General features: G+C 41.3%; 19 protein-coding genes. 13 read left to right on the top strand and 6 right to left on the bottom strand.

The genetic code is table 11. The features are described from left to right. Nucleotides 1-74: 74 nt before the first annotated feature. The 5 genes from H6G92_RS11680 to H6G92_RS11660 form a co-directional block, all read right to left on the bottom strand. Nucleotides 75-944 carry a polyphosphate kinase 2 family protein gene (locus H6G92_RS11680; protein ID WP_190893859.1) on the bottom strand — a complete coding sequence of 290 codons (870 nt, stop codon included), beginning with the start codon at nucleotides 942-944 and terminating at the stop codon, nucleotides 75-77. Nucleotides 945-1,073: 129 nt separating this feature from the next. Beyond that, nucleotides 1,074-1,550 carry a hypothetical protein gene (locus H6G92_RS11675; RefSeq protein WP_190893858.1) on the bottom strand — a complete coding sequence of 159 codons (477 nt, stop codon included), beginning with the start codon at nucleotides 1,548-1,550 and terminating at the stop codon, nucleotides 1,074-1,076. A gap of 206 nt (nucleotides 1,551-1,756) precedes the next feature. After that, nucleotides 1,757-3,016: a proton extrusion protein PcxA gene (locus H6G92_RS11670; RefSeq protein WP_190893857.1), complete on the bottom strand. Its 1,260-nt coding sequence runs from the start codon at nucleotides 3,014-3,016 to the stop codon at nucleotides 1,757-1,759. A 200-nt stretch (nucleotides 3,017-3,216) separates the two neighbouring features. Then, complete coding sequence (locus H6G92_RS11665; protein WP_190893856.1) at nucleotides 3,217-4,434, bottom strand: URC4/urg3 family protein; 1,218 nt, start codon at nucleotides 4,432-4,434, stop codon at nucleotides 3,217-3,219. A gap of 57 nt (nucleotides 4,435-4,491) precedes the next feature. Continuing rightward, nucleotides 4,492-5,751: a GTP cyclohydrolase II gene (locus H6G92_RS11660; protein WP_190893855.1), complete on the bottom strand. Its 1,260-nt coding sequence runs from the start codon at nucleotides 5,749-5,751 to the stop codon at nucleotides 4,492-4,494. Nucleotides 5,752-6,006: 255 nt separating this feature from the next. On the opposite strand from H6G92_RS11660, the gene H6G92_RS11655 reads away from it, so the two are divergent. The 10 genes from H6G92_RS11655 to H6G92_RS11610 all read left to right on the top strand — a co-directional run bounded on the left by H6G92_RS11655 (nucleotide 6,007) and on the right by H6G92_RS11610 (nucleotide 18,673). Next, nucleotides 6,007-6,489, top strand: coding sequence for a tetratricopeptide repeat protein (locus H6G92_RS11655; protein WP_114084950.1), 483 nt, complete (start codon nucleotides 6,007-6,009; stop codon nucleotides 6,487-6,489). Nucleotides 6,490-6,510: 21 nt separating this feature from the next. Next, a complete protein-coding gene (locus H6G92_RS11650; RefSeq protein WP_190893854.1) occupies nucleotides 6,511-7,575 on the top strand; it encodes an ABC transporter substrate-binding protein in 1,065 nt (354 codons plus the stop codon). Between the two features lie 30 nt (nucleotides 7,576-7,605). Beyond that, entirely contained in the window at nucleotides 7,606-8,367 is a 762-nt protein-coding gene (locus tag H6G92_RS11645; RefSeq protein ID WP_190893853.1) for an ABC transporter ATP-binding protein, read from the top strand. A 14-nt stretch (nucleotides 8,368-8,381) separates the two neighbouring features. Next, nucleotides 8,382-9,209 (top strand): ABC transporter permease, encoded by an 828-nt coding sequence (locus H6G92_RS11640; protein ID WP_190893852.1) that lies wholly within the window; start codon nucleotides 8,382-8,384, stop codon nucleotides 9,207-9,209. A gap of 111 nt (nucleotides 9,210-9,320) precedes the next feature. Then, nucleotides 9,321-10,664 carry an FAD-binding oxidoreductase gene (locus tag H6G92_RS11635; RefSeq protein ID WP_190893851.1) on the top strand — a complete coding sequence of 448 codons (1,344 nt, stop codon included), beginning with the start codon at nucleotides 9,321-9,323 and terminating at the stop codon, nucleotides 10,662-10,664. 253 nt (nucleotides 10,665-10,917) lie between these two features. After that, entirely contained in the window at nucleotides 10,918-11,964 is a 1,047-nt protein-coding gene (gene rtcA / locus H6G92_RS11630) for an RNA 3'-terminal phosphate cyclase (RefSeq protein WP_190893850.1), read from the top strand. A 176-nt stretch (nucleotides 11,965-12,140) separates the two neighbouring features. Next, a complete protein-coding gene (locus H6G92_RS11625) occupies nucleotides 12,141-12,608 on the top strand; it encodes a toll/interleukin-1 receptor domain-containing protein (protein WP_190893849.1) in 468 nt (155 codons plus the stop codon). 116 nt (nucleotides 12,609-12,724) lie between these two features. Further along, a complete protein-coding gene (locus H6G92_RS11620; RefSeq protein WP_190893848.1) occupies nucleotides 12,725-13,807 on the top strand; it encodes a toll/interleukin-1 receptor domain-containing protein in 1,083 nt (360 codons plus the stop codon). A 1,038-nt stretch (nucleotides 13,808-14,845) separates the two neighbouring features. Further along, a complete protein-coding gene (locus H6G92_RS11615) occupies nucleotides 14,846-15,658 on the top strand; it encodes a class I SAM-dependent methyltransferase (protein ID WP_190893847.1) in 813 nt (270 codons plus the stop codon). Between the two features lie 678 nt (nucleotides 15,659-16,336). Then, nucleotides 16,337-18,673: an EF-hand domain-containing protein gene (locus tag H6G92_RS11610; RefSeq protein ID WP_190893846.1), complete on the top strand. Its 2,337-nt coding sequence runs from the start codon at nucleotides 16,337-16,339 to the stop codon at nucleotides 18,671-18,673. A gap of 56 nt (nucleotides 18,674-18,729) precedes the next feature. Here H6G92_RS11610 and H6G92_RS11605 read toward each other — a convergent pair whose 3' ends face one another. After that, nucleotides 18,730-20,181 carry an MFS transporter gene (locus H6G92_RS11605; protein WP_190893845.1) on the bottom strand — a complete coding sequence of 484 codons (1,452 nt, stop codon included), beginning with the start codon at nucleotides 20,179-20,181 and terminating at the stop codon, nucleotides 18,730-18,732. Nucleotides 20,182-20,322: 141 nt separating this feature from the next. Between H6G92_RS11605 and H6G92_RS11600 the strand changes: the two genes are divergently transcribed. Genes H6G92_RS11600 through H6G92_RS11590 form a run of 3 tightly spaced genes read left to right on the top strand, consistent with a single transcriptional unit; the run spans nucleotide 20,323 to nucleotide 21,389 of the window. Further along, entirely contained in the window at nucleotides 20,323-20,838 is a 516-nt protein-coding gene (locus H6G92_RS11600) for a phosphoribosyltransferase (RefSeq protein ID WP_190893844.1), read from the top strand. Between the two features lie 37 nt (nucleotides 20,839-20,875). Then, entirely contained in the window at nucleotides 20,876-21,079 is a 204-nt protein-coding gene (locus tag H6G92_RS11595) for a type II toxin-antitoxin system RelE/ParE family toxin (RefSeq protein WP_242059096.1), read from the top strand. 10 nt (nucleotides 21,080-21,089) lie between these two features. Continuing rightward, nucleotides 21,090-21,389, top strand: a complete 300-nt coding sequence (locus H6G92_RS11590) for a HigA family addiction module antitoxin (protein WP_190893843.1) — start codon at nucleotides 21,090-21,092, stop codon at nucleotides 21,387-21,389. Nucleotides 21,390-21,446: the final 57 nt, after the last annotated feature.

The raw sequence follows: 21,446 nt of genomic DNA, 5'->3' as shown, positions 1-21,446 counted from the left end.
CTTTGTTTAAATAAATTATACAGTATATTTTAATTAATTTCCTTTTTTTTGCCTTTATCTGTTAAGTTCATTGGTTAATCTTCCGCTTCTAGAATGCGTTTCGCCTGCAAAAGTCGCAGCCTATGTTCTTCACTAACTGTGGGGTATTGCAGATTTAATTCTTGTAATTTTGTGCAGATAATATTAGCGACTACTAGGCGTGTAAACCATTTGCGATCGGCAGGAATAATATACCACGGGGCCCATTTTGTACTAGTGTAATTGAAAACTTCTTCATAAGCATTCATATAATCATCCCAAAAAGCTCGTTCTCGGACATCGCTATCTGAAAACTTCCAATGTTTTTCAGGAGATTCAATCCGTTCTAAAAAACGTTTTTTCTGCTCTGATTTAGAGACATTCAGAAAGAACTTCAGGATGATCACACCATTGTCTACTAAATATTTTTCAAAGTTATTAATTTCTTGAAAGCGTTGTTTCCATATCTGATTTCCCTCAGGGAAGTGAGGGAGTTGTTGCTTTTTCAGAATCTCTGGATGGACACGAGCCACAAGCACTTCTTCATAGTATGAGCGGTTGAATATCCCAATTCGACCTCTTTCTGGCAGAGCCTTAGTTGTTCGCCACAGGTAGTCATGGTCTAGTTCTTCCGCACTGGGGGCTTTGAAACTAAACACCTGAAATCCTTGGGGGTTCACACCAGATGTCACGTGTTTAATTGTGCTATCTTTACCAGCAGCATCCATTGCTTGAAAAATAATCAGCAAAGCATAGGTGTTTTGAGCGTAGAGAATATTTTGATAATTAGCTAGTCGTTCAATATCTGCCTGTAGTTTGATTGCAGCATCAGCTTTTTGATGAAAATCAGTCTTATAAGCTGGGTCATAGTTTTTTTTCAGAGAAATCTTTGAACCTGGTGGAACAATGAAAGCATCATAATTCATGTATAAAACTTCCTAACGGCTGCTTATACCCAAGCATATTGTGAAGTACTAATTTTTTAAAGTTACGATTTCTTAATTAAAGAATTTTAATTTAAAATCGATAAATTTTAACTCAGCACTTGCCACCTTTCATTTTCGCCGCTTTGGCATAGGACGCATCGCTTCACGTCCCAACATAAACATTCCCGTAACACCCAAACTAACAAACCAAACATATTGATACCAGTATTGCCGAATCTGCTCACCCGTCCTGAGTTCTGGATGCATCGTGTTTAAGTACAGTAACAGCACTAATATCATGAGCGCCCCAAAACCAACAAGGCTTAAGCCAACAAGAATTCGTGCAGGTCGCAGTTCAAAATCACTAATAGCATCTAGGTCAATTTCTGCCAGTTCCTTAAAGGAGTCATCCGCTAAAGATGAGGTCGCTTGGAATCTACTGCTCAGTTTTGGTGGCAAAATCGGCAATAGTGTTGCTACGGTTGGGCGGCGTAGTAAAGCCTCAGTATCTCGCAGCAATTCCAATGGCTTACGGGTAGTAGTTGGTTGAGCAAACTCTATGTTGTCTGTGGGAGTTGGGGCATTAGCTTTGCTTTCAAAATCCATAGTACGCTTTGGAAGAACCAGGATATATATAGCCTAGCGAATCAGGAGACAAATACGCCAAAATAATTAGTAATACTCGCTAAAGCCGGGAAGCAAGCTATGTAATTCGTAGTTAGTAATTAATATTTTAGAGTGACTCAATTTAGTTCTGATAAAACACATTTTTTGTTCAGAAAAAGCGAATTTTTGTGTGGGGAAACTACGAATTATTCGTCCATCTCTTTTAATGTAGCTAATGCCGAAGGAGATAAGCGGCTCAGATAGCTGAATATCCAGTATTTAAAGATAGTGTTTAAAATCACAGGAAATGTCGCAATAAATAAAAATATGGCGTTTCTACTGGCTGCCACTCCTAAATGTTCTGCCAATCCTTCAAGAATAATCTCCCAGCCATCTGGTGAGTGAAACCCTACGAATATATCTGTAAATAGAATAATTAAAAAAGCCTTAGCACTATCACTAAGTCCATAAACAATATTATCTATAAAAGACTTGACAAGGACAATTTCTCTTTTACTCAGAGCGACAAAAATACTGAAACAAATTAGTGATATTAAGTCAGCATAAATATTGCTAATAGCACTATTATTTTTTATGTTTAATTCCTCAGATATCTCAATAGCTTTGTCTTTTATTTTTTGTTTTATTCCCTCTGAAGAAATTGGTGGTGCTTGATTTAGTAAATATTCAAACCTCAAATTTTGTTGAAAATTATATAATTTATGGAGAGCTTCTTTTTCCATATCGGAATTGATAAAAATTTGAGTTGTATTATTTACTCTATTTTTTTCTAATATAGGAATTACTAAAAATTCTTTAGATAAGTACTGAGTTAAAATCGGTAGGATAATTAAGGTTAGAAAAAATTTTAGGGCAATTTTTGTCCTATTTCTAGAAAAACGGTGATTTCTAACAAATTCTTCTTCTGCCTGTGGTGTTAATTCTGCTTTAATCCTATTAACTGTTTTACCAATAGACCTCGGAAAAACTTCAGCTTTTTGAGATGGAGGTGTGGGTTTGATATCATTGATAATACTGCTTTGCTTAAGTTTTAGAGTTTGAAGATTTGATTTTAATGCACTTTGGTTAATTAGTTCATCTTTGATAGCGTACTTTTCTACAACTTCATCAATAATTTTCAAATTTTCTAACAATACAGAATTAGAAATATTTAAAGTTCTCCGGCTAAGGCGAAATTCTACAAGTCTTACTTTGATAATAGTTAAATTTTTATTGAGGTATCCTTGCCAATAAGACATTACATTTTCAGTATAATTTACTGATTTTGTAGATATCTTTTCACCATTAAAATGTTCTATCTCAATGTTTTTAATTCTTTGGGCTGCTTGTTGAGCTTCTAAGAGTGCCCTTTCTGGTGTATCTAAAAACCAATGGTTAAGTGATCGCAAATATTCTTTGATATTTTGGCGAAGTAAATTTGCTGTTTCAGCTAATGAATTTTTCATGATATATATGGCTATTTATAGCATATGCATTATAGTTATATAAGCATGAAAAATGGGTAATATCTAGTTTAAATTATTATTAACTGGTACTCAACATATATTAGATAAATATATTATTTAGACTGTACACCTATTAGAGGATTAGCTACAGGTAAAGGGCTATTTTCTCTGATTTTAAATCGATCGGTAGTAGTTCATAGCTAGAATACTGTACCATCACTATCTATTTGGATAGGGGATGTACCAGCTATTCTGAGTTCAGCGGCAATTTTACGCCCTGCTGTCCAAGTTCCCCCTTGCAGAATTTTTACTAGTGGTAGTTCTTCGGGACTCATACCCAACTTTTCGCGCACTGTGGCGGCAATTTTATCCAAGAGAATCACAGTCAAAGCACGCCATTCAACTATAACTTCTGATGCTACTGAGTGGGGCGATCGCAAAACATCTGGATGTTTCGGATTAATCAGTCCCAAATCAATACACAATCCCCCATTCCGATATTCTGGCAATCCAGTCAGGGCATCTAAACCAGTAATTACTAAACCGAGTTCCTGTAGTGGTTCTAATAAAGAGTATGTCAGCCACTGAGACAATTTGTGAAATGGCACTAAACCATCATCTGCAACCGCTGGATGTTGCCAAACATCTCCCAAATTCTCCCCAGCAACTTCTAATCTGCTAGGCCAAATTTCACTCAGTCCTTCCAAAACGGCGCTGAAAACAGTTGCAGCTGCTAACTGTCCGTTTTGAGATTTGCCCAACAAATAATTTATCAAATTCCCTGGACGAGGCTTGTCATCGCCAAACAAATAAGGTGAAGAGACTAAAACTTGACCTAATTTTTGTAATAATCTCAAACGTCCAGAAATTCCCACCAAAGGATTTTCTGTATTTACCTGAAACCCAGTTGTGAGTTCTGTTTCTGTGAATGCTTGCAATTTTTGAGCATCTACCTGAGGCAAATTATTACTCGAAAAAGTCCCTTGACAAAACATTTGGAAACTGGCTACAGCCAACCCTTCCGATCGCACCAAATTTAAACCAGTTTCCTGCTCATTATAATGCCAATTATTCCCCGCACCCGCATCTAACAAGACACTGACGATTGCCAAATCAAACTTAGCAGCAGCTTTTTCTAGAGGCGTTAGTCCCGCTAACTGGCTATCTAACTGGGCTAAACGCGGTACACCCCCAACCTCAAAATGTCGCCAACGACTGTGAAACGGAATTTCGAGATCCGGGTACTCGCAGCGCATGACTTCAATCACATAATCTGCTACCTTTGTCAACTGCGTCAAATCGCAAGTAAAATAACGCGATTTACCCTCAGTTACCAGTGCAAATAATTGCCCACAACGTTCCCGAATCGCCGCCGGCGAACGAAGATATGCGATTAATTCTTTTTTGTCATTTGTCATTAATTATTCTCCCCCTGCCTCCCCCTGCCTCCCCTGCTCCCCCTGCCTCTCCATTCCCTACTCCACTAACCCTCGTCCCTTCACCTCAGCCAAACCATTTGCATCTAACACATCCCCTGTAGTGTAATATCCAGCAGCTTTCTTAGCCTCCATTTCTACCCGTGCATCTGGGGGAATCAAATCCTCTGGGATGGGTATTCTTTCCACAATCTCAATTCCCGACTGAATTATGGCGTTGTACTTCATATTACTCATCGATACCATCCGATCAATACGGGTAATGCCCAACCAATGCAACACATCCGGCATCAATTCTTGAAACCGCATATCTTCCACTCCGGCGACACATTCTGTACGAGTAAAGTAGGCATCAGCGCGATCGCCTCCTTCTTGACGCTTCCGAGCATTGTAAACTAAGAACTTCGTCACTTCTCCTAAAGCGCGACCTTCTTTGCGACAATAGACAATTATACCGACACCGCCTTCCTGTGCCGTTTGGACGCACACTTCAATTCCATGTACCAAATATGGGCGACAGGTGCAGATATCTGAGCCAAACACATCAGAACCATTGCATTCATCATGAACCCGCACAGCTACAGGTTTGTTGGGATCTGCGATCGCAGCCAAATCACCGATAATATATACTGTCACACCCCCAATTGGCGGCAAAAACACCTCCAAATCTGATCGCGTCACCAATTCTGGAAACATCCCCCCAGTTTGTTCAAATAAAGCGCGGCGCAACTGTGCTTCTGCAATACCAAAACGCTTGGCAATCCCTGGTAAATACCAAACAGGTTCAACTGCGGCTTTGGTGACAACCAAATCACCGCCTGGTTTCATAATCTTGCCATCTACCTGCAAACGACCTTTGTCTACTGCATCTTGCAGTTCTGGCATATTGATGTGAGCTTGAGTGATGGCGATCGTTGGACGAATATCATATCCCTGTTGGCAATAGAATGCGAACATCTCAGATGCGATACCTCCAAAGGGATCGAGGGATACTATTTTATTAGGGTCAGCCCAACTAGGGTGAGGCCCAATATGCTCTACTGGGGATGTATTCGTCAGATCCGCCCGATGATCCGACTGCAAAGCACCGCTAGCCACTGCTAGAGCACGATAAATTGCATAACTGCCAGAGTGAGTGCCAATCACGTTGCGATGTGCCTGCTTAGTTAGCGTAGCAATAATCGGCCCGCGTTCCATAGGATTGGCTGCTCCCCATTTAATGGGGATTGGTTTAGGGCCAAAGCTACTAGGATGGGAAGTAAGAACAATATGCCTGGAAACGTCGTTTTGCTTTGGCATAGTCATTATTTTTTAGGGATGTTTTTATCAGCTATTACTCACTAGGGATCTGTCAACTACCTCTAGTCCGTTTTTATTTTTATGGCTCTCAATGACTAGCGTGGTATTAGTCATATTACTGAATACAATAAATAACACAGAAAATTCACAAATAGCAATTAATCAGTGCAAATTTAAAGATGACTTTAAAAATGAATTAATAGATATATTTTGTGAGAAAGTTAATACAAAGGTATATTCACTGATCTCAAATTCATGGATTCTTTATCTATCAATTCCTTACTTGAAGAGTTGAAAAACCCCGATGCCACAGTCCGGGATAAGGCAACCAGAAAAATCTGGCGGATTTGGTTTCAGCAAAAGGGAATCTATGGGCTGGAAATAATTGATCGCAGTCAAAAGCTACTGGATGCAGGTGAAATTGCTGAAGCCGAAACAGCATTGACTGCACTAATCAAAGACCAGCCGGATTTTGCCGAAGCTTGGAATCGCCGGGCTTTCCTCTATTACAGTATTGGTGATTATCAAAAATCTCTGGCAGATTGTCAGATGGTTGTGCAGATAAATCCGATACATTTTGGGGCGCTTCACGGTATGGGTTTGTGTTATGCGGCACTAGGAGAGTATGGTGAAGCTATCAGAGCTTTTAAACGTGCTCTAGAAATTCAGCCCTATTCGCTAGTGAATCAAAAGTTGATTCTAGAATGTACATTTAGATTCAGCTACAACGGCAGATAGGAGAGAGCATTATATTGTTTTATGAATCCGTCATTACCCTCATCAACAGCAATTCATCGCCTTAGTCGCCGCAATTTTATTCAATACGGTTCTATCTGGATTGGTAGTAGCTTAATTGCTGCTTGTTCTAACAGCAACCAACCGTCAACTAGCAATTCTCAGTTGGATAAAGTTAGCTTTGGTACAAACTGGATAGCACAAGCAGAACACGGCGGATTTTACCAAGCGATCGCCACTGGTATCTACAAAGACTACGGTTTAGATGTCATTATCAAAATGGGTGGCCCGCAGGTTCCTAGTGGTACTCAATTGTTGATGGGGGATGCGGTAGATTTCTTTATGGGTTATGGCATGGATGCCGTGAACGCCATAGCACAAGGTATTCCTAAAATCACAGTCGCAGCAATTTTCCAGAAAGACCCTTGGTGTCTTATTACACATCCCAACCCAGCAATTAAAACCCTTGCCGACCTCAAAGGCAAACCAATTTATGTCTCCGCTTCTGCTAACATTACCTATTGGCCTTTACTGGAAGCAAAGTACGGTTTTACCGACGATCAAAAGCGCCCTTACAACTTTAATCCTGCTCCTTTTTTAACTGACAAAAACTCAGCCCAGCAAGGTTATATTACGTCTGAACCCTTTGCGATTGAAAAGCAGGGCGGTTTTAAGCCAGTGGTATTTTTATTAGCAGATTATGGCTATCAACCGTATGCAACCACTATTGAAACCAAAAAAGAACTAGTAGAAAAAAATCCTGAATTAGTGCAACGATTTGTTGATGCCTCAATTAAAGGTTGGTATAGCTACCTGGAAAATCCCCAACCAGGTAATGAGTTAATTAAAAAAGATAATCCAGAAATGACGGATGAGCAACTTGTCTATAGTATTCAAAAGCTAAAAGAATATGGAATTATCCTTTCTGATGCCTCAGAAAAACAAGGCATTGGGGCGATGACCGACACAAAGTGGAAATCACTTTTTGACAGCATGGTTGATACTAAGATTTCTAAATCTAATGTTAATTACAAAGACGCATACACCTTGCAATTTGTGAATAAAGGGGTAGGCTATTACAAGACGTAAGCGATCGCTTGCTATTCTCCAGATTTTTGAATGACTAACCGTCCCATTGTCACACTCAATCAGATTAGCAAGGTCTACAATGGCACTGTTGCCCTGCAAGACCTGAATTTAGAAATTCTAGAGTCGCAATTTGTTAGTTTAGTTGGTCCCTCCGGGTGCGGTAAAAGTACAGTCCTGCGCCTGATTGCCGGATTAGGACGCATCAGTTCTGGTAGTATTGACTGGGGTATAACTCAGCAAGCAAGAAAGCTGGCTTTTGTTTTCCAAGATGCCGCGTTAATGCCTTGGACAAATGTCAGGGAGAATGTGCGCCTACCGCTGAAGTTGGCGAAAATGCCCAAAAAAGACAGCCAAGCATTGGTACAGCAGACATTAGAACTAGTAGGATTAGAAGGCTTTCAGGATAACTATCCCCGCCAGTTATCAGGTGGGATGAAGATGCGGGTATCGATTGCTAGGGCATTAGTTACTCAGCCAAATATCCTATTGATGGATGAACCATTTGGGGCATTAGATGAAATTACTCGTAGCAAACTCAATGGTGATTTACTCGATTTGTGGCTTCAAGAACGCTGGACGGTGGTTTTTGTTACTCACAATATTTACGAAGCAGTGTATTTATCAAATCGGGTGCTAGTCATGGGGATAAGTCCCGGAAGGATTGTAGCTGATGTAGAAATTGATGTTCCCTACCCCCGTAACGATGACTTTCGCACATCATTGCTGTATAACCAATATTGCCGTGAAATTTCTCAGCATCTAGCTAAAGCTATGAGCTTTGCGCCAATTTAAAATTTTTAAGTTATATGCTATTCATCCGTCGTACCCAATCACAAAAGACATCGAGCAAGTTTCTTTCTGCTGACGTTTTGGCACCGATGGGAGTTGGCATTATAGCATTATTTTTATGGGATATATTTGTGCGGATAACACATCTACCTCCTTATATCCTTCCTGGCCCTTTATTAGTATTTAAAACCTTAATTACTGACTGGAACGAGCTTTTTGCATCACTATTAATTACACTGCAAATCACAGTCGTTGCTTTTATTGCAGCGGCTATTTCTGGTTTACTCATGGCGATTTTGTTCACCCAAAGTAAATGGATTGAACGCAGTTTATTTCCCTATGCAGTCATTTTACAAACAACTCCGATAGTTGCGATCGCACCCTTAATCATTCTCTGGTTAAAAAATAACACTTTCGCCGCCTTAGTAGTTTGTGCCTGGATTGTCGCCTTTTTCCCCATCGTATCCAACACTACATTAGGACTCAACAGCGTTGACCGAAACTTGCTCAACCTATTTCAACTTTACAAAGCTTCTCGCTGGCAAACTCTGCTGTATCTGCGCTTACCTAGCGCCATGCCCTATTTCTTAGGCGGTTTAAAAATTAGCGGTGGTTTAGCATTAATTGGCGCAGTCGTAGCTGAATTTGTCGCCGGGACTGGTGGGGCAAAATCTGGCATTGCTTACCGAATTTTAATCTCCAGCTACAATTTACAAATTCCTCGGATGTTTGCAGCATTATTCCTCACAACCGGGTTGGGTGTATTAATTTTTGTCAGCTTGAGCGCCCTATCTGACTTTATATTAAGTAAGTGGCATGAAAGTGCTGTGAAACATGAGAATTAAGATTTTAAAACGCAGAGGAACGCAAAGGTTTACGCAGAGGAACGCAGAAATTCTCTGCGAACCTATGCGCTTCCCTCAGCGTCCCTCTGCGTTAAAAAAAGGATATAAGCTATGACAACATTGGATGCCCTAATTAATTCTCTAGAAGGCATAGAAACCATCACCGACTCCGCCCAAGTGGCAAAATTATCCCAGGATTATCACACCTTTAGCCCGGTACTTGTGCCGAAACTAGAAGGAAAAGTCGGGGATATTGTAGTGCGTCCCGCCAATGAAGCTGAGGTTTTAAAAGTTGCCGCCGCCTGTGCGAAACACCGTGTACCCGTGACTGTGCGGGGTGCGGGAACTGGAAATTATGGGCAATGTGTACCGTTGCATGGTGGCGTAATTTTAGATATGACGCGGATGCAAGAGATTCTTTGGGTGAAACCGGGGGTAGCGCGGGTAGAAGCTGGGGTGAAGTTGGCGGCGTTGGATAAAAAAGCCAGAGAAATCGGCTGGGAAATCCGTATGGCACCCTCCACCTACCGCACAGCGACAATTGGCGGATTTATTGCTGGGGGGAGTGGGGGCATTGGCTCAATACAATATGGGTTATTAGGCGATCGCGGTAATATCCTAGCATTGCGGGTGGTAACTGTAGAAGATGAACCCCGTGTGATTGAGTTACGCGGCGACGATGTGCAAAAGGTGAATCATGCTTGGGGAATTAACGGCATCATCACCGAAGTGGAAATCCCCTTGGGGCCAGCTTATCCTTGGGCAGAAGTCATTGTCACCTTTGACGAGTTTATGACAGCAGCAAAGTTTAGTCAGGCTCTTGGCAATGCTGATGGCATGATTAAGAAGTTGATTTCTGTCTTTGCATCCCAAATTCCCCAATACTTTCACGCCCTACAACAGTACATTCCTGAAGGGACTCATCCAGTATTTTTGATAATTGCTGAATCGAGTTTGGAATTCTTACCGGGTTTGGTGCAGCAATATGGCGGCAAAATTACTTATGAAAAACCAGCACAGGAAGCGGGGAAAGGGATACATTTAGCAGAATTTTGCTGGAACCACACTACTTTACACGCCCGGAGTGTAGATACTGCAATTACCTACTTACAAAGTATGTTTCCTCGCGAGCGCAGTTTGCAAGTAGTAGAGCATATGTATCATCACTTTGGCGATGAAGTAATGATGCATTTGGAATTTTTTCGAGTGAACGGTGCCGTAGTTCCTGGTGCTTTGCAACTTGTGCGCTACACCACAGAAGAACGCCTCAACGAGATTATCCGCTATCACGAAGAACAGGATGTGAGTATTGCCAATCCCCACACATATATTATTGAAGACGGCGGCAGAAAAGTTATTGATCCTGAGCAGTTAAAATTTAAAGAAATAGTTGATCCCTATGGGTTGATGAATCCCGGTAAAAGCAAGATTCTTCAATTCAAAATTCAAAATTAGCAAAATACAGAAACACATAAGCTGATGCGCGTCTAAAGTATATAAACATTCTTGATGGCCGTTAACTGTTGACTGTTGACGGTTAACAGTCATCAGGTAAATGTACAAATTAAATGTGTAACAGCTTATTAGAACTTTTTGTGTATATTTGTGTAACCTCGCTTGAAAAAGCTAGTTGTTAGGCGTTTATAATTTGTGGTTTGATTTTAAGAGCCGTGGGGATAACCCAAAATCCAACATCCCAAAATCGCCCATGATTGAAATTGACGGTTCCTACGGAGAGGGAGGCGGACAAGTTCTTCGCACTTCCTTAAGTCTAGCGGCCATCACTGGCGAACCCATACGAATTGCAGGCATTCGCGCTGGACGCAAAAAACCAGGATTAGCAGCACAACATTTAACCGCAGTTCGGGCTGCGGCGAGAATTTGTAATGCCCAACTACAGGGTGATGCTTTGGGTTCAACGCTGCTGGAATTCATCCCAGGTAGTGCTGTGCAAGCTGGAACTTATACCTTTGATGTTAGTAAAGCACAAGTTGGTGGTTCTGCGGGTGCGATCGCTCTAGTTTTACAGACAATTCTCTTACCTTTGGCACTAGCATCGGGCAATTCCCAAGTAACGCTAAAGGGTGGAACTCATGTAAACTTTAGCCCGACAGTGACGTACATTGAGCAAGTTTATTTACCAATATTGCAACGCATGGGTGTAGAAGCCCAAGTCAAGTTAGGGGCTTGGGGGTGGTTTCCCCAAGGTGGAGGAGAGGTACAGTTGCAGGTGAGTGGCGGTGGTAAACTCAACGGGATCAACTTGCTAGAACGGGGAGAGTTACAACAGGTACGGGGACTAGCAGTGGTGACAGACTTACCTTCCCATATTCCGCAACGGATGGCGAATCGTGCCGAGAATTTGTTACGAGAAGCCCATTTGAAAGTTCATGTACAGACTTTGCGAGAAAGAGGTGTGGCACCTGGGGCGGGTATTTTTTTAACTGCTGAGTATCAGAACAGCTTGACTGGTTTTGGTGGGTTTGGGCGATTACGGTTGTCGGCGGAAACAGTTGCAGAAATTGCTTGTCAGCAGCTGCTTGAGTTTCATCACACTGGCGCACCAGTGGATGAACATTTAGCAGATCAGTTATTATTGCCAGCTGCTTTAGCGTCACAAGAAAGTCATTACCGGGTGGCTGAGGTAAGTAGACATTTAACGACGAATGCGGCGGTAATTGAACAATTTGGCTTGGCGCAAATTACGGTAGATGAAGATGAGAAAATAGTATCGGTAAAGAGTTTGAATGCTTGAAATAAGTGATATTACTTTAGTATTACTTTATGATAGACTACTTAATAGCACTACTCTAGAAATCTAAATCAATAATGTTATGCCTTTTGTTTTTAACTAAAAACAGCATTTTTTAGCGCACAAATTTAATAAATATTAAAAACTACGTTTAAAAAATTTGAGTCATAAACAAACTTATGCCTGTGCAACCTCATCAACCTATTGAAGTGTTTTATTCTTATTCTCATAAAGATGAAAAACTTCGCAACGAACTAGAAAATCACCTCACTCTTTTAAAGCGGCAAGGAGTTATTACAGGATGGCATGATCGCAAAATTGGAGCAGGAAAAGAATGGCAGAATGAGATAGACACTCACTTAGATTCATCTCATATAATTTTGCTGCTCATAAGTGCAAATTTTATCGCTTCAGATTATTGCTGGGACGTTGAAGTAAAACGGGCAATGGAACGGCATGAAGCTCAAGAAGCCCGAGTTATCCCTGTAATTCTCGACTTTGTTGATTGGGAGAGCGCACCGTTTGGCAGACTTCAAGCTCTGCCTGAAGGCGGCAGAGCTGTGAAAAAATGGGGAAATCGTAATGCTGCATTTCTAAGTGTTGCTCAAGGTATCCGAATAGTAGCGAAAGAATTGGCAGTAAGTTGATAGATATTCACTGTTGAAAATTCATAATTAGGACTGAGTAAATTATCAAAAATTTAAATAAAAAATGCTATGAAAAGAAAGTAATTATTTTTTCATATTGATGGGTGCTAAGGTCAATGCCTGCTACTAAGGTTGTTAAAGTTTTTTATTGCTGCTCTGACTCTGCTCAAGATGAAGAAATGCGGCAAAAACTAGAGAATCACCTCAGTGGTCTAAAGTGGAAGGGCTTAAGTACTAGCTGGCATAGGAAAATGATCAGCCCAGGAAAAGATTGGAAAAGTGAGATTGATACAAATTTAAAAACGGCCGATATAATTTTAGTGCTAATTAGTTCAGATTTTATTGCTTCAAATTACCACTGGAATGTTTTGGCTAAACAAGCTATGGAACAGCATAGGGCTAAAACATCTCGTGTTATTACTATTCTTCTTAGTCCAGTCGATAATCATTGGAAGGACGAATTCCCTAATGTCAAAGTTTTACCTAAGGGTGGAAGACCTATAACTGAATGGAGACCCTATAATAAAGCTTTTGCAAATATTGCTACAGGTATTCGAGAAGTAGCCGAGGAATTTACTGATTCTACCTTCCTTATTAAAAAAATTCTGCGTTGGATTAGTCCAATTGTGATACTTATTGCAAAAGCTGCTGGAAACACTTTTATATATGTGGCAAGAGCAACCTTTTTATATTTGTTTAGACCATCAAGGTATCGCCGCCGGAATAGAGTCAGCAACATCGCTGTGAGACTTGTTGTTTTACTTGTATTAGGTAGTATATTTCTACGCTTCATTTCTCAACCACCTGATATACTAGAGATCCCTTCATCAGCATCTAAACCAACTTCAAATTCAAGAAAAACAGTAAATCCTACTGGCTGGATATGGATAGGTATGGTTAATAATACTTCAGGTGGTTTACCTGTCGGGAAAAAACTAGTTTTTAAACCATCAAATCTTAAACAATTACCTAGTATTGAGCCTCCTGTTATTCCATCACCAGGAACAATCGTAACTGTTAAACATGAAGTTAATCTAATGAAGGAAAAATCTTTATCTGGAAAAACAATCGTTAAACTTAAAAAAGGAGAAAAGCTAGTTATCTTGAAAGTAGAGCGTTTTTCAAAGGTTGCAAAAAATTCGCCTTACATTAAATTGAAAGCGCAAGTTCGCAAATGTAACTCAATTTGTAATAAATAGTACTAAGATAGGCATAATATATTACGGCACTCACTAACACTTTACCCACCTCCCCGATAACAAAATCACACGTGGGTATACAGTTGCATAGGAAATTGCCTCATTTCTATGAGTTGAAATGAGGCAAAGGAGCTTTTATAAACGGAGACAGAAAACTTTTGATGTTTTATCTAGGAGGATTTGCAATCAATCCCGTAAAGCCATATTTGTTGTAAGAATAAGCAACTGATAAATTGACAAGGTGACTGCAAGTGGGTTTGAGACTGAGTTCAGTTGTTCCTGATACTTACTATTTAATTAAATATCGAACATAGCCTTTTAATTTACCTCTGCTAAAGGCATATATTTAGGTTAAGTCAGTTTGCGATCGCAAATACAAAAAATTAGGCATTGAGCAGAGAGATGTTTGTCGTTGGCTGTGCCAATTAAGTGTAGGAATCTTGTACCTATAGGAATCATATTTGATTTCTGAAAAAATCTAAGTATTTGTAGGGTGTGTTAGGCGTAAGCCGTAACGCACCAAAGCCTTAAGAATGGTGCGTTACCCTGTCGCTAACGCACCCTAGGTATCTTTTCAAAAATCAAATACTAGTCCTATAGCAAATCATACTCTTGAATAAGTGCCATAACTTTGCTAATGAGTCTTTTATACTCGCGGATGAGTCTTTTATACTCGCGGACGAGTCTTTTATACTCGTGAATGAGCCTTTTATACTCGTGGACGAGTCTTTTATACTCGCGGACGAGTCTTTAATACTCGCGAACGAGTCTTTTATACTCGCGGACGAGTCTTTTATACTCGTGAATGAGTCTTTTATACTCGTGGACGAGTTATTAACAGACGATCGCACCCATTAAAATTTTCGGCAACTACATCTAAACTAAAGTTTTCAGGCGATGGCGCAAAGCACCCCCTAGAAACGATCGGCATCTCATATAAAAAAGAGACTAGACTATATTGTATTTGCAGTTTATTTCTCGTTCTTAGGTTTGAGTATAGAAACGCCAGCAACGAGTGTAAGTAGGAGATATTCATTTATGCCAAGATGGACTGCACAGGAGAAAGAAGCGTATCGAACCGAGGTGATGCAACGCATTACCGCCGCCATGCCCTCAGTAATGCAGGAATATGCCTCCATTAATTGGGAAGAGGAACTCAAAGGCTACCATACCGAACATGAATATTACCCTGACTACATCCACGCTCCCATTCATGGCTTAACCGATTCCTACACCAACCCTCAATCTTGTTTAGCCTGGGATGCTGCTATGGATGCCATTATTCCCCTCAGCCACAAAGTTAGTTGCCAGCAGTTGCGCGAGAAAATGGCTGAACTCATTCCTGAAGACACTCAAATTGAGACGGTATTAGAGCTTGGTGCAGGTACGGCTGAGGGAGCGCTGGCCTTGGCACGGCGGTTTCCACAGGCGAATTTTCGCGTTACTGATGTTTCGCCTTACATGCTGGTGATTAGTCAGCACAAGTTTAACAAGGCTGGATTTAGTGAGCGGGCTTCGTTTGAGCAGGTGGACGCTCGTCACACTGGCTACCCTGACAACTCTTTTGATATTGTCACATCATCACTACTCTTCCACGAGACACCTAAAGAGTGGACGCCTAAGATTCTTAAAGAGATGTACCGGATCACCAAACCCGGAGGTTGGGTACTATACGCTGACACCTATCGTGGTGAATACGCCCTGAGCGCTTCTTTTCAAGAACCGTGGTTGGATGACTTTATCCATTTCAACTTCGAGTACGAGTTTGCCAAAGCAGGTTTTACAGAACTCAATTACATTCGCTATGCCGTGGGTTTGTGGTATATGGTTGGCCGTAAGCTAGAAACGTGAGGACAAAACAATGACAACAGAAGTTAGCATCACGGCATAGCGACGGCAGCTTATTACTCACCGGGCGACTAGAAGTCGCAACTATACAGACAAAACCCACGGAGGTGGACTACTCTGCGGGAAGCCGCAAAGCGTCTATGTTTGTGTAGTAGCGTTCGCCCTTGGCGTGCCGGAGGCATCATTCTATTCGCCTAATACTTTTCAAACTTTTTACAACTATAGGGGTTCTCGTTTACGTGAAGTACACCCGTAGGGGCACGGCACTGCCGTGCCCCTACACTTGGCGATATAATTTTGTGCCGCATCTAAGCGGGAACCGCTTTATAGAAGCATAAATAATCAAAGGTTTGTAGTGAGAAAATTAGTTTTTAGATTACGGCTAAAACACTTGCCATAAAACAATTATAAGATTTTTTGTATTACTTAATATAGTTTTATTTATTCTCGCTGACTTACTTAGTTGCTCTAAAATCGGTTGTAATTAAACCCGTAAATCTGCATTTATTGCAACAATAATCAAATGACAAATTTATAAGGCGACTGCAAATAACGTTTAGATAAAATTCAGTTGTTCCTGATACTTGCTATTTACTGAATATAAAAAGACAGCATTGAAGTAGCTGTTAAAAAACATGGTAATAAATTTATTAGTGACAACTATGGAATTGGAACAAAACCATGATTGATGAACAAGAAATAGAAAAATTGTGGCAAGCTTTCAAGGTATTAGACGTAGACGGCAACGGAGCGATCTCAACTGAGGAACTAGGGGAGGTAATGCGATCGCTTGGGCAAAATCCCACGGAAGCAGGGCTGCGTGACTTGATCAAGGAGATTGACGTTGACTTGTCAGGCACTATCGACTTTGAAGAATTTAAAACGCTGATGATAGCGAAAGTAGGCGATCGCCAAAGCCGCCTCAAGTTAGCCTTCAGCGCCTTTGATGAAGACGGTAGCGGTGAAATTACTGCCGCCGAGTTGCGGACTGTTATGACTCAGTTTGGGCTGACAGACGCTGAATTGAATGAGATGTTGCGGGAAGTAGATCATGATGGCGATGGCTCAATTGACTTTGAGGAATTCTGTCAGCTAGTACCGGAAGAGTCAGAGAGCAAAACTGGCTATCAAGACTCACCGATTTCCCTTAACAGTTCACTCAAGACAGTTGCTACTTCCAATGAGGCCGCAGCAGCCAGCACCCAGCCGACGCAAGAAGCAACGACTCCAGAGTTGGCACAGCTAAGAGAAGAGTTAGTACAACACCCAAACTCACCAAATCAGAAAACAAGCGGAACCTCCCGCTTACAAATGCAGATTGGTTTGTTTCGTTTGATTCAAGGAGCAGCTTACCGCAGTTTCCGTGAGAGTTTCTCCGCCAACCACGAAACTCACTTGCGGGTGAAAAACTTGCCATACAGAATTACTGATTTTGTGGAGTTTGTTAAGCAAGCGATCGCACTATACAAAGCATTAGGTATAGTCTCTGAAGATTGCTATCCCGTCTTAGATGCAGTGGTTGAATCAATTGCCGATGAATATTCCCGATTGCAGGAGCGGATCAAAAACTGGCAAACAGTGGCAAAGACACCAGAAATGTTGGCAGAGCAGCAAGCAATTTTAGAGGCGCGGAGTAAATTTGCCAATGTCAAAGAAAAGTTTGCTGCTGGAGTCGAGTTTGCAATTACCATCAAAAAGAAAAGTCTCAGCTTGGGCGACATCGTGGAAGGTGTGCTAGCCATTAACGAACTCAATCGTTTGAGGGGAATAGAACTAGATGAAGAAATGGCTCCACCACCAACTAAATCTGAAGGAAATCCAAAAGACTATTTGAACAAATGGAACCGCGTCATCCTCTCGCAAGCAACCGAGGAAATAGATGGTGCAATCATGCCTGTAGCATACTGGTATGAAGACTTCATGCCGAAATTGTTGGCGGCCTTTAGTGTTTCTACAACAGCAGATATCCAAAGCAACACCGTACCCGACGAGGCGGCTTTGGATGAGTGGTATCAGTGTACAAAAAACTCAGGAGAATTTAACCGCTACGGGGCGGATGTTGCAGAAAATTTTCTCCATTGCACTCCCAAACAGAAATTGATCCTCAAACAAGCATGGCGGTTAACGCATCACTACCTAAATGGAGTGCAGAAACGGCGCGAACGCCTAGAATTTGGGCGAGAATCAGGGGCGCTATCGCAGTATGTAGCATTCATTGATGTCTATTTAGATCGGACTGAGGTGAAGGATTCCCAGATGCGAGTCAGCTTCCCCTACTACATCGGCCCAGCAGTGTGGCGTTTCTTCCATACTACGGCCGAGATTGTGTGTACCAAAACCGACGTACAGCAAAAAGCCGCAGTGGCAATCTTCAAAGACTTCTTCCAACTGTTTGCCACGATGTACCCCTGTCCCTATTGCCGCCATCACCTGAATATGTACGTTGTGCAAAATAAGGAAGTGGATATGTATCCTGTGGAGTACCTGGTACTTGGGCGTGATCCCAACCTGACTGACTTTGAGGTGTCACTAGAGGCGAAGTTATCCACCGTAGTCGATGGTTCCTCCCTGCGCTTATTCTTTTGGAAGCTACATAATACCGTTTCTTCTTCCATTGCGCGATCGGAGGAGTGGTATCAAAAGGATGAGAAAGCATTCTACACCACCCGCTTTTGGCCCAGCCTTGACTCAGAGTTAGCCAGAGCCAATGCCCTCAAATACACCAGCATAGAAACTGCTCGCATCTACAACATCTACGGAATTCTCAAGCCATTGGCGCGGCTGACAGGGTTAAAAACGGAATTACCAAAGCTGCTAGAGAAGGGCGATCAGAATAACCTCAAGGAAGCATGTATTGTTGCACAAAACCACATTAAGGATTTAGAGGAGGCTGTCATTAGTGGAAAATTTCTGCAAGAGACATACTACTTTGAGCCTAGCCTTGTAGATAAACCTCCACTCTTCACCCCTGAAGAAGAAGAGTTTGCTCGAACTGGTATGTTTACAGAAACGATTTAAAATAATTCGTAATTCGTAATTCGTAATTGAATTCTTAACTACGAATTACGAATTAGTTAACTTCCCTTTTTTTCTTGTCGTTCTTTGAGTTTCAGCATGATTTCTGCGTGCATCTCGCGGGTAATTGGGTAAAAATACGTTAAAACTAAGCCACAAAGCAAACAAACGGTAGGTATCGGCCCAACAGCAATGCGAATAGCAAACAGTGCCGATTCCGGTTGGATGGGTAGTGGACTTCCGGCTACAGTTTCTTTGAAACCAGATACTTGCAAAGCATTTCCCACTAAAAACAGTCCGAAAGCTAAACCAAATTTTTGTAGCAAAACCATGAAGCCATAAAAAATGCCTTCTCTGCGTTGTCCAGTTTGCAGTTCATCTAATTCAATCACATCTGGAATCATCGACCAGGGAATTAGATAAGCTGTGGATACACCAATACCTGCCATGACAGCCATAAAATACATCAAAACTATTTGACCAGGTTGTAAGAAAAATAGTCCGGCTGCTGCTATTATCCATAAACTCATTCCCAGAAAATAAACAATTTTTTTCCCGATTTTTTTACTCAGCGCCCCCCAAACAAATAGCATCAGCAGGGCAGTTCCTTGGACTGCAATCATCACTGTGGGTACATCTGATTCTTTAAGACCCATACAATTGACTACAAAATAGGGAATAATGCTGGCTGTCACCTGCACACCTAGCCAAGAAAAAAGATATATACCAATAACAAATAAAAAAGGTCGATTACTAAAGACAATTTTTAGCTGTTCAAAGAAGGGGAGAGATGCGGGTTCCTCGGTTTGGATGCGTTTAGCCTCAAAAGCCAAGATGCGATCGCGGACTCCAAAAACGCACCAATATAATCCTAAAATCGAAATTACAGTACAAACTGTTGCTAAGACGAGAAATTGTTGTTGGCGATCGCTAATTTGAGAAAAAACAATTTGCGTTAAAATCAACGATAAAATGCTGCCACCAATGGAAAATGTAAAACGATAGCTGTTAAGGCTAGTGCGTTCGTCGTAATCTTGAGTTAATTCTGGAGTCATTGCCGTATAAGGCAAATTCACAACCGTGTAGAACGCCTGAGATATCACCCCAATCGCTACGTAATACCAGAATAGCGGCCAAATATTCTCACTCTGATTTGCACTAAATTGCGGTACAATCCACTGCAAGAAAAAGAAAATTCCAAAGGGGATTGCTCCATAAAACATCCAAGGAAGACGACGACCCCAACGACGAGATTTCGTTTTATCAGTCAGGAACCCGACAACTGGATCATTAACTCCATCCCAGATTTTGCCAATCATTAAAATACTGCCAGCTAAACCCGCAGGGATACCAGCGACATTCGTGAAGAAAACCAGCAGAAAAAAGACGGAGATATTTGCAGTAATTGCTGGCCCTAAATCTCCTGCACCGTAAGCCAGCTTTGTTTTCAAGTCAAGTTTTTCACTGAGAGGATCTCGTTGGGCATCGCCATCAGCGACAGAATATTTCATAATAACTTACGCTCATATTAAAATAAAAAGTTTGCGTCACCGATAGCGGTAGCGAGTACTCGAGCGTCCGCAGGAGCGTCACAGCCCGTCCGTCGTAGACATCGCCTTCAATACTAGCCATCTACCACTCCCCTGAGACTTATGCCAGACCTTTATGTTTCTTGGTCAGATTATCACCAAAAAATTGAACAACTGGCTATTCAGATTTATGAATCCGGTTGGGAATTCAACCAGATTATCTGTATTGCTAGAGGAGGACTACGAATTGGAGATATTCTCTCCCGTATATACCAGCAACCACTGGCAATTTTAGCAACCTCATCTTACAGTGGCCCTGGTAAGCAAGAAAGAAGTAATTTAATTTTCTCTCGCCACTTGACGATGACCGCCGAAAAGTTAGGTTCGCGCATTCTCCTAGTGGATGACTTAGTAGATTCTGGGGTAACACTCCAACAGACTATACCTTGGCTCAAGCAAAATACTGATTTCCCCATTGAGGAAATTCGCACCGCCGTTCTTTGGTATAAAGCCTGTTCAGTTATAGCACCCAATTATTATGTTGATTATTTAGCTGAAAACCCCTGGATTCATCAACCTTTTGAACACTACGAGCAGATGAACCTAGCAGAACTTGCGGCTAAAGTCAGTTCGTGTTGATAATTAAGAATTCAAAAAGGTTATGAAGTGAGCTTTTTTGGCTCACCAGATTCTAGATATTCTTGATAGACTTCATGCATCTTCTCAAGTTGAGGACATGAGATACCCAGGTTCTAGGCTTCACCAGTTAAAAGGCGATCGCAAAAATGAATGGTCGGTAAAAGTATCTGGAAATTGGCGTGTAACCTTTCAATTTGAAGATGGTAATGCTTACGTTGTTGATTACGAAGATTATCACTAGGAATTTGATTATGATAACTAAAAGAAAGCCGAGACATCCTGGTGCTTTGATTAAGCGTCAATATTTAGAACCTTTAAAGATGACCAATACTCAGCTAGCTGAGATTTTAGATGTCTCGCGTAAAACAGTTTCAGAAATTGTAAATGAGCAAGCTGGTGTTTCTCCCACTATGGCGCTTCGTTTAGCAATAGCTTTTCAAACGACTCCAGAACTTTGGTTAAATCTTCAGCAAAACTACGATCTTTGGAATGCTGCACAAGAATCTGAAAGTTTGAAAAAAATATCTCCTATCAATTTACAGCCTTTTTAATTAGCAGTCTAATAGAATGTGTAAAGCCCAGAGCGATGTCTCTGGGCTTCTAATTAG

The sequence above is a fragment of the Nostoc foliaceum FACHB-393 genome (genome assembly GCF_014698505.1).
Lineage (GTDB): Bacteria > Cyanobacteriota > Cyanobacteriia > Cyanobacteriales > Nostocaceae > Nostoc > Nostoc foliaceum_A.
Note: the sequence above shows the minus strand (reverse complement) of the source record. Positions and strands in the feature narration are given on the sequence as shown.